Origin of the sequence: Aurantiacibacter zhengii (assembly GCF_003584125.1) — a bacterium.
In the GTDB taxonomy this organism is placed as follows: domain Bacteria; phylum Pseudomonadota; class Alphaproteobacteria; order Sphingomonadales; family Sphingomonadaceae; genus Alteraurantiacibacter; species Alteraurantiacibacter zhengii.
Genome location: NZ_QXFL01000003.1, coordinates 287426 through 301734 on the forward strand (window position 1 = coordinate 287426; position 14309 = coordinate 301734).

Below are 14309 nucleotides of genomic sequence, written 5' to 3' on the forward strand. Positions count from 1 at the left end.
ATGCACTTGACCATGGACACGACCACTCAAGGCAGAAAGCAGGGCCGCAAACGCGGTTCGCGCCGCGGCAATGCCGCTCCGACAATCGCAGATGTTGCGCGCGAGGCGCGCTGTTCCCCCATGACGGTAAGCCGGGTCATCAATGGCGAGGGCAACGTCCGCGAGGAAACGCGCGAGCAGGTGCTGGAGGCCGTGCGCAAGCTGAACTATTCGCCCAACCGCGCGGCGCGTTCGCTGGCGGGGGGCGAGCAGCTTCGCATCGCGCTGATGTTCGACAACCCCTCTTCTTCCTACCTCAGCGAATTTCTGATGGGTGCGCTGGAGGAGGCGACACGCAGCGATATCCACCTCGAGGTGCAAAGCTGCGAGAACGCGCCGTCCAACGCCACGCTGGTAGGCAAGATGATCGAGGGCGGCATCACCGGCTTCATCCTGCCGCCGCCGCTCTGCGACGATCAGGGCGTGCTCGATCTCATCACCGGCGCGGGCGGCATCGCCATCGCGGTCGGCCCCGGCAAGGCCAGCGGATCGAACGGCGCGGTGATGATCGACGAGTACCAGGCCGCTTACGACATGACGCGGCATATCATCAATCTCGGTCACGAGCGCATCGGCTTCATCATCGGTAACCCCGAACAGGTCGCCAGCGGGCGACGGTTGAATGGCTATCGCGCGGCGATGGAGGATGCCGGTCTCACCGTTTCCGACCGGTTGGTGGCGCAGGGCCAGTTCACCTACCGATCCGGCATGGTGGCGGCGGAGAAACTGCTTGCCGTCGATCCCCAGCCCACCGCCATATTCGCCTCCAACGACGACATGGCCGCGGCTACGGTGGCGGTGGCCCACCGCTGCCATCTCGACGTGCCAAGCGACATAACGGTCTGCGGTTTCGACGATACCGACATGGCCAATTCGATCTGGCCCGAATTGACGACGATACGTCAGCCGATCCGGGAAATGACGGCGAAGGCCGTGAAAATGATCGCCAAGCTCGCGCGCACGCAGCGGCACGGCGACAAACCGGGGCCGGAACACGTCATGTTCCCCTACGAACTGATCCGCCGCAGTTCGGAGGCCGGGCCCAGTCTGGCGAAATTCGATCGACAAGTGGATACATGAGCGAAAAAGACCAAACCCGCCGCCTGCGTTCGCGCGACTGGTTCGACAACGTGGAACGGATGGACATGACTGCGCTCTATCTCGAGCGTTTCATGAACTACGGGATCACGCCCGAGGAACTGCGCAGCGGCAAGCCGATCATCGGCATCGCGCAATCGGGCAGCGACCTATCGCCCTGCAACCGCATCCACCTGGAACTGGCGAAGCGCACCCGCGACGGCATCCGCGATGCGGGCGGCATTCCCATCGAGTTTCCGGTTCACCCGATCTTCGAGAATTGCCGGCGACCCACCGCAGCACTCGATCGCAACCTGCTTTACCTTGGTCTGGTGGAGCTGCTGAACGGCTATCCCATCGACGGCGTGGTGCTGACCACGGGCTGCGACAAGACCACCCCGAGCCAGGTCATGGCCGCGAGCACGGTGGATATCCCGGCAATTGTGCTGAGCGGCGGACCCATGCTCGACGGCTGGCACGAAGGCGAACTGGTTGGCAGCGGAACGGTGATCTGGCGCAGCCGCCGCAAGCTGGCGGCTGGCGAGATCGACGAGGACGAGTTTCTCCGCCGTGCCACCAGCAGCGCCCCCTCTGCGGGCCATTGCAATTCCATGGGCACGGCCAGCACGATGAACGCGGTGGCCGAAGCGCTTGGCCTCAGCCTTACCGGCTGCGCCGCTATTCCGGCGCCCTATCGCGAGCGCGGCCAGGTGGCCTACCGCACCGGCCAGCGCATCGTGGAGATGGTTCGCGAGGACCTGAAACCATCCGATATCCTGACGCGTGAGGCTTTCCTCAACGCGATCGCGACCGTCAGCATTCTTGGCGGTTCTTCCAACGCCCAGCCGCATATCCAGGCCATGGCAGCGCATGCCGGGGTAAATCTGCCGCCCTCGATCTGGCAGGAGCACGGCTATGACCTGCCGCTGCTCGTCAACATGCAGCCCGCCGGCGAATACCTGGGCGAGCGTTTCCACCGCGCGGGCGGCGTTCCGGCCGCCATGTGGGAATTGCTGAACAAGGGCGAGCTGCATGGCGACTGCGTGACCTGCACCGGCAGCACTATGGCTGAAAACCTTGAGGGGCGCGAAAGCCGCGACCGCGAAATGATCCGGCCTTTCGATGATCCGCTGCAAGAGAAAGCGGGCTTCCTCGTCCTGTCTGGCAACCTGTTCGACTTCGGAATCCTGAAGACCTCGGTGATCTCGGACGAGTTCCGCGCCCGCTACCTTTCGCGCCCCGGCAAGGAAGGTGTGTTCGAAGCGCGGGCCGTGGTGTTCGACGGTTCGGACGATTACCACCACCGCATAAACGATCCCTCGCTCGGTATCGACGAGGACACCATTCTCGTCGTTCGCGGCGCAGGTGTGATCGGCTGGCCCGGCAGCGCCGAGGTCGTGAACATGCAGCCGCCTGACGCCCTGATCCGTGCAGGCACCGCGTGGCTTCCCACCCTTGGGGACGGCCGCCAGTCGGGCACCAGCGACAGCCCCTCTATCCTCAACGTCTCGCCGGAAAGCGCGGCGGGCGGGGGTCTTTCTTGGCTGCGCACGGGCGACATCATTCGCGTCGACCTGAACGCGGGTACGTGTAACGCACTGGTCGAAGCGGACGAGATCGCCCGACGCCAGTCCGAGGAAGCGCCGCCGATTCCCGAAAACAACACGCCCTGGGAAGAGCTATTCCGCGAAAAGACCGGCCAGCTTGGGCAGGGCGGAGTGATGGATTTCGCGCTCAAGTATCGCGGTACGGCGCGCAAGCCCCCACGCCACAACCACTAGCCGGCGGCAGATCCGGGGAGCGCGTGTCGCCGTTCCGGGCCGCACCGGCTGGGCCGGGTGGGTCAGTCTGCCAGTTCGAGTTCGAAGCCGGGCAGGGGAAGGCCGCGCGCGTCGTAGGTGTTGACGATGGGCGCGTCGGCCCAGGCGTGGCGAACGCGGGTGATGGTTTCCATCGGTGCCGCGTCGATGACCAGGGTCTGTCCGGCGACAGACGCATCGGCCCAGCGGCAGCTTTCCGCACTGTCTTCGCAAACTTCGACACCCAGCGGTGCCGACCCGCCGAGCGCGCGCAGGTCGCCTTCAATGCCGGAGAACCGAACGATGATCCGGTCACCCTCGCGCCTCGCGCCTTGCGGCATCGGCATCGCTTCGCCCTGGGCGGCCATGGCAAGGCGTCTGCCAAGGACGTTCTTGTTTGCCGGATGGATGTCCGTCGGTTCACCCAGATCGATCGCGGTCACCAATGCGGCGTTGTCATCGGCTTGTGCGCCGTCAAGCTGCTCTTGCCGAAGCTGGGCCCAGCCCGATTCCACGGGCTCGCTATGGCGCTCCCCGAAGTCGGCCAGTTGCACCACCAGCATGCGGGTTTGTTCGCCGAACTGACGTCGCCAGCCGGCGAACAGCTCGCGCAGCTTCGTGTCATAGTCCGGTTGGCCGACATCGCTTTCGCCCTGGTACCAGACGGCACCTGCCACCCGCATGGGGCCGAGCGGGGCGATCATGGCGTTGTACATCACGCCAAGCCCGGCGTTGCTGTCCCACGGGGCGCGGGGCGGGACGCCCTGGACGGTACCGATGGAATAGTCCCAGTCCGCGCCGAGCGGGATCGGGTCTCCGCCAGCGGGCATGAATTGCAGGCGCTCGGGCCCGGCGAAGAACCCACCGTTGTCCCACGAATTGTTCGCGGCGATCAGGACCTCGTTCTCGCCTTCGTGCAGGAAATCGGAGGGTACGCGGTAGGTCCGTTCCACGCCCCAGCCGAAGGTGTAGCCAACCGGATTTCCGTTAACCCACGTGAGGTCGAGATCGTCGATGGCACCGATAGCCAGTTGTCCGCCGCTGGCAGCCTGCTCGGCCGTCAGTGTAAAGGTTTGGCGCAGCCACACGTTGGCCACCGGGTTCGTGTCGAGGCCGGTACCTTCCCAATCGTTCCAGAACGAAAATTGCGGGATGGGTTGCCAGTCGAGCATGTCGCTATCGGTCCAGGGCTGGCGACCCTCAGCGCCGCTTTCCCACCAGTCATACCAGCGCGGCGCGAAAATCTGCGTCGCGGCAAGCGGGTCTTCCTCGTAAAGGCTCAGCAGCGACAGCGCCTCGTCGCCCTCCAGAGCGCGGACGCTGTCGGGTGACAGCCAGGCGCGTGCGGCGCTTCCGCCCCAGTTCGAATGGATAAGGCCGACCGGAACGTTGCCGCGATCTGCGCGCAATTGCTTGGCCATGTAGAAGCACGCAGCGGAGAAATCGGCGACGCTTTCCACAGTGGCCGCGCGCCATGCGACGGGTTCGGAGAGTTCTGCCTGCGGGACAGAGGCGGTGACCTTGGGGATCTTCAACACGCGTATGCCGTCGTCTGCGGCCTGTCGAAGCTGGTTGTCAGCATCCAGGGCGCGCGTGACCGGCAGTTCCATGTTGGACTGGCCCATGCACAGATAGACATCGCCCACCAGCAAATCGCTCACCACTGTTTCGCCGCTCGGATCCGATAGCGTAAGCGTCGCGCCTTCGTCGCTGGCATCGCGTGCCGGAAATGTCAGGATGAAGGAGCCATCAGGCCCCGCCTGCGCCGTCGCAGCGGAGTTGCCGAGTGTGCCCCGAACCGTTTCGCCAGGAGCGGCGGTGCCCGTAATGACGATAGGCTCTCCGCGTTGCAGGACCATTCCCTCTCCATAGGCCGGGTCGAGCACGGGCTCTGCCAGAGCAGGTGCGCTGCCCAGGCAAACGGCAAGGGCAAGGGCGCGCTTCACGACAGCTTCGCCAGTGTCAGCGCGAAACCTTTCACGGGAGCCGGGAAGGCAAGCAATGCGCCGGCCAGCGGATGGTCCTCCATATCGCCGGGCTCCATGTTCTTTGTAGCAGTGGTGACGTAGCCCGTACCGAAATCGGTACCGCCGAAAGCCATCTTGGTGATATCGCGCGCAGGCATGGCAATCGTGGCGACGAGTTCGCCTGCGGGCGAGAACCGGGCAACCCTGCTGCCAAGATAGAGCCCGGTCCAGACGTGGTCCTCGGCATCCACCACCGGTCCGTCCGGATAGGCATCGGGGAACAGGGCTCCGGTATCGACGAAGGGCCGCGCCTCGCCCACACCCTCTCGCGAAAGATCGGCGACCATGATCTGCTGCGCCGTCGTATCGGTGAAGTAGATCCTGGTGCCGGACGCGTTGACGCAAGGGCCATTGGTGATGGCGATGCCGCTGGGCCCGGCGGGCCGGATCTCGCCGCGATCGAACACGTAGAAACGCCCCGAACCGGAATTCTCGCTGTCGTCCATCGATCCGAACCACACGCGGCCCCACGGATCGGTGCAGGCATCGTTGAGGCGGTTGCCCGACGGTTCGCCGGGAACGTCCATCAGCTTGGCGAAAGCCTTTTCTTCCGGGTCGAAGGTGTAAAGGCCGTCCTTCAGGCCACACAGTAGCATGCCGCCTTCGGCAGGAATCGCCCAGCCGATGGCCTCGGGAGCCTCGGCATAGGAATTGCTCTGCGTTTCGGGATCGTAATGCCACAGGCGATGGCGCTTGATATCCACGAACCACACGACTTCGCGGACAGGATCCCACAGGACGCCTTCGCCCAGCAGGCTCTCGGCATCCAGTACGCGGCGAACTTCGGCGGTTATCTCCATCCAGCATCTACCCAATAATTGTGCGCGGTGCAGAAGCGGGCGTCATCGGAAGCCAGGAACATCGCCATCGCGGCGATATCGACAGGCTGGATGCGTCCGTCGAGGCACTGCGCCGCAACGATCTCCGCCTCGCCTTCGGGCGTGTACCATTTCATCTGCCGGGGCGTTTGCACGTTGCCGGGAATGATCGTGTTGACCCGGATGTTCTGCCGGCCCAGTTCGCGGGCGAGGCTCCGGGTGAGGCCTTCGATCGCAGCCTTGGCTGTCTGGTAAAGGGTCAAATCTTCCAGCCCGAGATGCCAGCTGATCGAGCCCAGGTTGACGATGCTGCCGCCTCCCGCTTCCTGCATGGACGGGACAACGGCCTTCGCGGCGAAAAACTGGTGCTTGAGATTGACCGCCATCCGCTCGTCCCAATAGGCGGGGGTGACGTCGGCCAGCTTGTGCCGGTCGTCATTGGCAGCATTGTTGATGAGGACATCGCATCCGCCCAGCTCGTCGACGAACGTCGCCAGCTTGGCCGCGTAATCGTCGCAATCCGTAATGTCGCAATGCAGGAACAGCGGTTCGTATGCCGCGCCTTGCAGTTCCTGCATCAGCGCTTCGCTGGGTTCCGTCTGCACGTCCACGAATGCAACGCGGGCGCCTTGCCTGACAAATCCCTCCACGATGCCCGCGCCGATCCCGGAACCGCCTCCGCTGATGATAACCCGCTTGCCATGCAAGCTGGGGTATATGGCGGCGCCCTGCAACGGAGCCAGCTTCCCATGTGCCATTAAACTTCGATCCCTGTGTCTGCAGTCTTGTTGTAGTTTCTCAAATCCCGCGCCTTTCGCTCAGATCCGGTCGATCAGCCCGCGCTCGCCGAGATTGCGCGCAAATTCGGCGATCCCCATGGTCCATGCCGGCGCATCGCGCGAGGTGGTGACGGTGTTGCTGAGCGCGCCCAGCCGCTCCGACCGGATGGTGACGACGTCGCCCATCTTGTGCGTGAAGCCGGCGCCCGGCTTGTCACGGTCCTGCGTCGGCGCGAACAGCGTGCCGCAAAACAGGACGAATCCATCCGGGTAATGATGTTCGGACAGGCATTGCCGCACGAGTTCCAGCGGGTCGCGGCTGATCTCGGCCATGACGTTCGTGCCTTCCAGCGTGTAGCCTTCGGGGCCCTCGATCAGAAGGTCGACATTCGCCTTGCGCACGTCGTCGATCGTGAATGCGTCGTCGAACAGCCTGATGAAGGGGCCAATCGCGCACGAAGCGGTGTTGTCCTTCGCCTTGGACAGTAGCAGCGCCGAACGCCCTTCGAAATCGCGCAGGTTCACGTCATTGCCCAGCGTTGCCCCCACGACCTCTCCGTCAGCGTCGCAGACCAGCACCACTTCGGGCTCCGGGTTGTTCCAGTCGGAATCCGACCGCACTCCTATCAGCGCGCCGTGGCCGACGGACGACAGGACCGGCGACTTGGAGAAAATCTCGGCGTCCGGACCGATGGCAACCTCGAGGTACTGCGACCACATGCCCTCTTCGATCAGGGCATTCTTGAGTTCCATCGCCTCGGCGCTGCCGGGCACGACAGAGCGGATGCCCGAGCCGACCTTTTCCTCAAGCTGTGCGCGAATGGCAGAAGCGCCGGCGGCATCCCCGCGCGCGCGCTCCTCGATCACCCGCTCGATAGCCGAGAGGGCGAAGGTGACACCGCTCGCCTTGATGCACTGCAGGTCGATGGGGGAAAGCAGTTCCCACCCTTCTGGCAGGCCATCCGGAATCGGGCCGATTTCCCGCCCACCGTCGAACTGACGGCGAGCGACAGCCCCCGCCACCGTGGCGACGACCTGCGTGAGATCGAACAGGATGCCATCGCGAATGGCGATGACAACCGGACCGTCCGGGGACGCAGCGCGTCCGATGAATGTCCCGCCCGTATAATCGGCGGGGAGAATGGATTGTATCGTCGAGGCCATCTGTGGCTCTTGCCCTCCCAATTGGGAGCGCTACCATAAGGATCAGAATCGAGCGGAGCAAGGACAAAAGGCTGCGCATTCGCAAGGGAGCAGACAGCATGAGGCGAGCAATCGGAACAATGGCAGCGACAATGGCGGTCGCCTTCGGCGCACCGGTGTCAGCCGCGGGAGAGGCGGTGTACGACTATGTCGAGTACGAGGCTCTTGGCGAAAGCGGGGACCTTGCCGAAGGGCAGTATGCCAATCCGGTCCTGCCGGGCTTTCATCCTGACCCCTCCATCGTGCGCGTGGGTGACGACTTCTATGCGGTCACCTCCACCTTCAGCTGGTTTCCGGGCCTGCCGATCTTCCACAGCCGCGATCTGGTGAACTGGCGCTTGCTCGGCAATGCGATCGACCGTCCGGGCCAGGTGGACTTCAGCGGCCTGGGGACGAACCGGGGGCTGTTTGCGCCTGCCATCACGCACCACGACGGTAAGTTCTGGATCGTGAACACCTGCATCGAGTGCGGCAACAATTTCGTCATCACCGCCGAGAGCGCTGCGGGTCCGTGGAGCGATCCCGTCTGGCTGGAGTTCGGCGGCATCGATCCCTCGCTCTACTTCGAGGGGGACCGGGCCTGGATTGTCTATAACGATGCCCCTCCGGGAGAGCCGCTTTACGAAGGTCATCGCGCGCTGTGGATTCAGGAATTCGACCAGGACGCGATGCAGGTCCTGCCCGAGCGCACGCTGCTGGTGAATGGCGGGGTCGATCTCGACGAACAGCCCGTCTGGGCGGAAGGGCCGCACATCTACAAGATCGACGGCTGGTACTACCTGCTCGCTGCCGAAGGCGGCACGGCAGACCAGCATTCGCAGACCATTTACCGCTCGCGCAATGTCGACGGCCCTTACGAGCCGGGACCGATCAATCCGATCCTCACCCAGCGTGACCTGCCCGCAGACCGGCCGGACCGGGTCGAGGCGACGGGTCATGCCGACATGGTGAAGCTGGATGACGGAAGCTGGTGGGGACTTTTCCTGGCAACGCGGCCTTTCGCCGGGCAATCCACGCTGCTGGGCCGTGAGACCTTCCTCCTTCCCGTGCGCTGGGAAGACGGGTGGCCTTATTTCCTCAAACCCGGGGAGGCGGTGCCCATGGTAACCGCGCGCCCCGACCTGCCTGCCTCCCCAGGTGAAAACTGGGGGAACTGGCGCGACGATTTCGACCAGCTCTCGCTGTCGCCGGAATGGATCACATTGCGCAGCCCGGATGGCGGGGCGGCCATGCTGCACGATATCGAGCGTGGCACGATGCGCCTCGAACCCGGCGCGGCCAGCGCGGGCAGCTTGGCGCGCCCTTCCTTTATCGGCCGCCGGCTGCGCCACCACGAAGCAGAGATTACCACGCAAGTGGACTTCACGGACGGCGAGCCGGGTAATTTCGCGGGAATGCTGGCCTTCATGGACGAAGGCCACTTCCTGACCGCAGGGATCGAGCTGTCGCCGCAGGGCAACAGGATTGCGGTTCGGTTGCGCAAGGATCCGGGAGACGCCGAACAGGGCGAGCTCGTCTACTCCGCCCCCTGGGATTCGACCTCGGCGCAGCTTCGTCTGACCTTGCGGGAAGGGCGGGCTACTGCGTCCTGGCGCGCTTCAATGCAGGACGAATGGAATACCTCGCCCGAAATCGATGTGGAGCCGCTGGCATCGGTACACGCCGGGCTATTCACCGGGCTGGTCGTCGGCCCCTATGCCCTGGCAGGCGAGCGCTAGGAGCGCTCGCCTGCATCGGCGCTGGCACGCCTATTCGGGCAAGCCCATCGCCGCGCGCATCCCGGGCAGCCACTCGCCGTTCTCGCGATCCCAGAACGGGAAGGTGTTGGCATAGGCCCAGACGCAGATGCCAATGCCGGTGGGGGCGAAGGCCTGTGTCACCGTGCGGTGATAGGCCGCGCGATCCTCCGTCGAAATGTGCAGGTCGTAGGCACCGGTTTCCCCCATGAAGGGCACGTGGCCGGTACGTTCGATATAGCTGCGCACCTTCTCTACGTCCGCGGCAAGTTTCTGACGATCCTCGGCGGTCGGGAAATCGCGGCCCGGCGGAGGCATGTCGGGCGCGGTCCAGCTTGCCCCCTGGTGGGTATATTCGAAGGGATCGTAATAATGGAACGTGGGATGGATATTCGGATCGTTGGGCAGCGGCAGGGTCGCGAGCGAATCGATGCCGCTCCAGTTCTCGCCACCGATGATGACCGCACGCGTGGGATGGCGGGCTCTCACCGCCTCGAGCGCGGGTTCTAGCGTTTCCAGCAGGTTCGAGTGGTCGAAATTGTTGTGCGGCTCGTTCTCCAGCTCGAACCACAGGCTGTCCTCGGGATAGCCTTCGAACCGCTCCGCAATCTGCGCCCAGACTGCGCCGTGCCATTCCGCCACTGCCAGTGGATCCTCGTGGATGGGATCGAAATGGTGACTGTTCAGGATGACGTTGAGATCCGCCGCAAGGGCCAGGTCGACCACCTCCTGCACACGGTCCATCCAGGCCGGGTCGACCGTCCAGGGGGCTTGCTGCAAGGTCTTGTTATGCCAGCGCACCGGCAGGCGGATGGTATCGAAGCCCGCTTCGCTGATGCGCGCAAAATCTTCCGCCGATATCGCGGCGCCGCCCCAGCTGCCTTCCTGATCCGCCTCCATCGTGTTGCCCATGTTGACACACGTGCCAACCGGAAGGGCTGCGGCTGGCGCCGGGCTGGCGGCAAGCGACTGGGCTGGCGAAGTGGCCGTGCAAGCGGATAGCGCCAGTGCGCTGATCGCCAAAGTTAGTGCTCGTTTCATAGATATCTCTCCCTAGACCGGCTGCTCGTCGCAGTCTCTGGCGGTAGCGCTACCACGAAGCAGAAGTCGCAGCAAACAGTTCACATGAAGGGCTTGCGACTAGCGCCCGGACATGACTTGCAAAATAAACCGGCGGATCATCTCGTCGCGCTGCGGGGACGGCGGACCGGTGACGGTGCGGGCCGGCGGCGGCAGGTGCGCTGCTGCATCGGCGGCCTCATCCGAGAACACGAAATGGTCGAACCAGCTTTGCCAGGCCCTTCGCTCGCCCGCCGGCTGGTCACGTATGGCGAGGATAGCGTGGACGAGCGCGAGGAAGCCGCCGCCGCGCTGCGCGTCGTTGTGCCAGTAGTTGACCAGCACGTTGATCGGCTGGGTCGCCTGCACATGATGCCACCACAACGTCGGGATGTAGATGGCATCGCCCGGCTCCAGTTCGGCAAACTGCGCCAGTTCCGCAGCGTCTTCGTAACGGGGATATCGGTCGAGGTCGGGCGACAGGGGGTCGACCATGCTCACCGGCTGGCCCGCAAGCGTCATGTCCAGCGGACCGACGTAAAGATTGGCGGTTGCCTCCGGCGGGAACAGGGTGAAGCGCCGTGTGCCTACCGCGACCACGGCGAAATTGTCCGACAGGTCGAAATGGGTCGCGACCTGCGTCGCATTGCCCACCCAGACCCGCGTGGTTGACCCCGACTGCCCCTCGCCAAGCGGAAACGCATTCTCGCGCTCGAAGCCGGGAAGGTGGCTCGCCGCAGGTGTTGCCCCGGCATAGATGCCGATGGGCTCCGCCTCCTGCTCGATCTGCCGCAAATGCTGCGTGAGTTGCGAAAGCGTCGCCCGTTCCCGGCGGAAATTGAAGCCGCGCATGTCCGGGCTGTAAAAGAAGCGGCCACCCTCGCTGGAGGGGGCGATCATCAATTCCGTCGGCGCGCCGGTATCCAGGCGTTCGAGGTAGGTCAGGGCCTCCGACGGCGCATTCCTTCCCCGCTTCACGAGAGGCCAGTCCGCCACCGCCCCCCTTATGACCACGGGTTCATAAGCGGTGCGGATGTCGCGTTCGAACACCTCGCCACTAGGCAGGGAAATCTCTCGGATCGGCTTCATGCGCCGGGGGCTACCATGGATTGCAGGCGATCACGAACAGGGCAGCACCCGCTCTGCATCCATTCCCAGGCGGACTTCGGCCAAGGAAACGTCTCCGCCCCCCTCGGTCTCAAGCACGAACGGAGCCTGGACGCTTGTCATGTCCAGTCCCTTGTCACGCAGGCAGCGCAGCGGCAGGCCGTAGCGCACGAATTGGCCGGTGGCGGGCAGCTCGACCGCGTTCTCGACCATCTCGCCCGAAGCCGCCCCCATCGCGATTGCGGCACTTTCGGGCGCTTCGTCCACCTTGAGCGTGAAGAGCAACAGGATATCGGCGTTGGCCTCTCGCGTGATGTCGATGGGGTTGAACGTGCTGAGCGACATGGCCGCATCGCCTGAGGCGATATCAAAACGGCGCGCGCCTTCCTGGACCACGTGATTGACCGCAGTCACCGACACGCGGCCATCCAGCGCAGTTGCCGGTACGGTAGTGATGCGGATCTGGCTGGTGGGGACGGATGGATCGGTGACGTGCAGCGACCATGCCGCTGCGGGCAGGCCATCGGCGAACCATACCCGGCTGTCGCTGGCAGATGCCGTGTCGCTAAGCGGCAGCTCCTGCCATGTGCGGGCGGGGCTGGAATAGGTCAGGCCGTACCCATAATCGAACAGCGCGCCATCTTCCATGTCGGGGGTAAGCGGCCAGGCAGCGGGAAGCTTGCCGGAAAAGTCGTAACGCGGTGCGCCCTCGGCATCCCCCACCAGCACATCGGCGACCCCGCCGCCTTCGCTGCCGGGCAGCCAGGCGACCACGAAAGCATCGGCGGTGTTCAGGGCCGGGTTCACGTAAAGCGGGCGGCCCGTGATCATCAGGGCGATCACCGGGATGCCCTGCGATTGCAGGTTGCGCATCGTCTCGTAAGGTCCGGTGAGTTCGGCATCCAGCGCGAGGGTCGCACGGTCGCCCTGGAACTCCGCATAGGGACGCTCGCCGAATACCACCACGGCGGCATCGGGGCGGGTGGTGAAGCTGCCATCGGGCGACAGTTCGGCGGTTCCGCCGCCTTCTTCCATCGCAGCGTCCAGCGCCGACCAGATCGAAGTCGCACCGGGGAAGTGCGAATTGTCGATACCGGTTCCCTGCCAGCTCAGCGTCCAGCCGCCGGACTGCCGGGCGATATCGTCCGCGCCGTCCCCGGCTACCAGCAGGCGGGACCCGCTGGCGAGCGGCAGCGGCCCGTCGTTGCGCAGCAGCACCAGCGACTTGCGCACGGCTTCGCGGGCGATCGCGCGATGCTCTGCCGCGCCGAGAAGATCGTAATCCCCCGCAAGCGGCCGGGTGGAGGGGGCGCCGGCTTCGAACAGCCCAAGCCTTGCCTTGACCTCGAGGATGCGGGTAACCGCTTCGTCGATCCGCTCCATCGGTATCTCGCCGCCGCGGGCACGTTCCAGCAGGTCGTCATAGATGTCGCGCCATGTATCGGGTGCCATGTACATGTCGATGCCGGCCATCAGCGCTTGTGGGCAGCTTTCGTTTGTACATCCCGCGACCTGTCCATGTGCGTTCCAGTCGGAAACGACGAAGCCGCCGAAATCGAACCTGTCCTTCAGCACGTCTGTCACCAGCGAGCGGTTGCCGGTCATCTTGACGCCCTGCCAGCTGGAGAAGCTGACCATGACCGTGGCGACGCCTTCCGCAATAGCCGGGCCATAAGGAAGGCCGTGTATATCGCGCAGGTCCACTTCGCTGATCGAGCTGTCGCCCTGATCGACGCCGCCGTCCGTTCCGCCATCGGCGAGGAAATGCTTGGTCGATGCGATAACATAGGGACCGGAAAGCAGATCCTGGTTGTTGGGCGGCCCTTGCAGTCCGCGCACCATCGCCCCGACATAGGAGGCGACGAGTTCGGGGTTGGAGGAATAGCCCTCGTAGGAGCGGCCCCAGCGAAAATCTTGCGGCACGGCCACGGTCGGCGCAAAGGTCCACTCCTGCCCGGTCACCCGGATTTCGCGCGCGGTAGCAGCGCCGATCCTTTCGATGAGGCCCACGTCGCGCGCTGCGCCCAGACCGATGTTGTGCGGAAAGATTGTCGCGCCGATGATGTTCGAGTGTCCGTGCACCGCATCGGTACCCCAGATGATGGGAACGCCGACGCCGCCGTCGCTGGTGTCGACCGATTCGGCATAGAACGCGTCCGCCGCTGCAAGCCAGTCGGGCGCAGGAGCCAGGTCGTTACCGTCCGGGCCGCTGTTGCCGCCCACGAGGATCGAGCCGAGGTTGTACCGGCGCACATCCTCCGGCGTCACGCAGCACAGGTCCGCCTGTACCAGCTGCCCGATCTTTTCTTCCAGCGTCATCCTGGAGAGCAGGCCGGCGATCATCGCGGCGTCCTGCGCCGGCACGGTGACCGGATAATCGTATTCGGGCCAGATGGCAGGATCGGCGACCCCGGCCGCCGGGGTTGCCTCTGCACTCGCCAGGGTGCTCGCACCGGTTTCGGGCAAGGTGCCCGACTGCATGCATGCCGAGAGCGCCAGCGCTGCAACGCTCGACGCCAGAAACCTTGCGAACTTCATAATCCCTCCCTCGCGCCGACGGGACCAAGCCCGCAGCCATTCATCACGAATGTGAGCGCTACCTTTATGGTATGCGACCGCGCGGTTATTGCCCGATACGGCCTCCGGCACAAGTGGGGACGTTCGA

The 14309-nt window shown here is 64.6% G+C and carries 10 protein-coding genes; 3 read left to right on the forward strand and 7 right to left on the reverse strand.

Features of this window, described 5'->3' with window-relative positions:
- The first annotated feature begins 12 nt into the window (after window positions 1-12).
- Both D2V07_RS08530 and D2V07_RS08535 read left to right on the forward strand, forming a co-directional pair.
- On the forward strand, window positions 13-1119 hold the full coding sequence (locus tag D2V07_RS08530; protein WP_119586544.1) for a LacI family DNA-binding transcriptional regulator: 1107 nt from the start codon (window positions 13-15) through the stop codon (window positions 1117-1119).
- Window positions 1116-2897, forward strand: coding sequence for an IlvD/Edd family dehydratase (locus D2V07_RS08535; RefSeq protein ID WP_119586545.1), 1782 nt, complete (start codon window positions 1116-1118; stop codon window positions 2895-2897). The genes D2V07_RS08530 and D2V07_RS08535 overlap by 4 nt, the downstream gene beginning before the upstream one ends.
- 62 nt (window positions 2898-2959) lie before the next feature.
- Here D2V07_RS08535 and D2V07_RS08540 read toward each other — a convergent pair whose 3' ends face one another.
- Genes D2V07_RS08540 through D2V07_RS08555 form a run of 4 tightly spaced genes read right to left on the reverse strand, consistent with a single transcriptional unit; the run spans window position 2960 to window position 7703 of the window.
- Entirely contained in the window at window positions 2960-4861 is a 1902-nt protein-coding gene (locus D2V07_RS08540) for a sialate O-acetylesterase (protein ID WP_233548311.1), read from the reverse strand.
- Window positions 4858-5742 carry an SMP-30/gluconolactonase/LRE family protein gene (locus tag D2V07_RS08545; RefSeq protein ID WP_119586546.1) on the reverse strand — a complete coding sequence of 295 codons (885 nt, stop codon included), beginning with the start codon at window positions 5740-5742 and terminating at the stop codon, window positions 4858-4860. Before D2V07_RS08545 ends, D2V07_RS08540 begins: the two co-directional genes overlap by 4 nt.
- Window positions 5733-6518: an SDR family NAD(P)-dependent oxidoreductase gene (locus D2V07_RS08550; RefSeq protein ID WP_119586547.1), complete on the reverse strand. Its 786-nt coding sequence runs from the start codon at window positions 6516-6518 to the stop codon at window positions 5733-5735. Before D2V07_RS08550 ends, D2V07_RS08545 begins: the two co-directional genes overlap by 10 nt.
- 60 nt (window positions 6519-6578) lie before the next feature.
- Window positions 6579-7703 (reverse strand): fumarylacetoacetate hydrolase family protein, encoded by a 1125-nt coding sequence (locus tag D2V07_RS08555; RefSeq protein WP_119586548.1) that lies wholly within the window; start codon window positions 7701-7703, stop codon window positions 6579-6581.
- Window positions 7704-7801: 98 nt separating this feature from the next.
- On the opposite strand from D2V07_RS08555, the gene D2V07_RS08560 reads away from it, so the two are divergent.
- On the forward strand, window positions 7802-9460 hold the full coding sequence (locus tag D2V07_RS08560) for a glycoside hydrolase family 43 protein (protein WP_119586549.1): 1659 nt from the start codon (window positions 7802-7804) through the stop codon (window positions 9458-9460).
- 30 nt (window positions 9461-9490) lie between these two features.
- Here D2V07_RS08560 and D2V07_RS08565 read toward each other — a convergent pair whose 3' ends face one another.
- From D2V07_RS08565 to D2V07_RS08575, 3 genes are all read right to left on the reverse strand, one after another.
- On the reverse strand, window positions 9491-10519 hold the full coding sequence (locus tag D2V07_RS08565; protein ID WP_233548312.1) for a glycoside hydrolase family 5 protein: 1029 nt from the start codon (window positions 10517-10519) through the stop codon (window positions 9491-9493).
- A 99-nt stretch (window positions 10520-10618) separates the two neighbouring features.
- Window positions 10619-11626 (reverse strand): cupin-like domain-containing protein, encoded by a 1008-nt coding sequence (locus tag D2V07_RS08570; protein ID WP_119586551.1) that lies wholly within the window; start codon window positions 11624-11626, stop codon window positions 10619-10621.
- 30 nt (window positions 11627-11656) lie between these two features.
- Window positions 11657-14182, reverse strand: a complete 2526-nt coding sequence (locus D2V07_RS08575; protein WP_233548313.1) for a glycoside hydrolase family 3 protein — start codon at window positions 14180-14182, stop codon at window positions 11657-11659.
- Window positions 14183-14309: the final 127 nt, after the last annotated feature.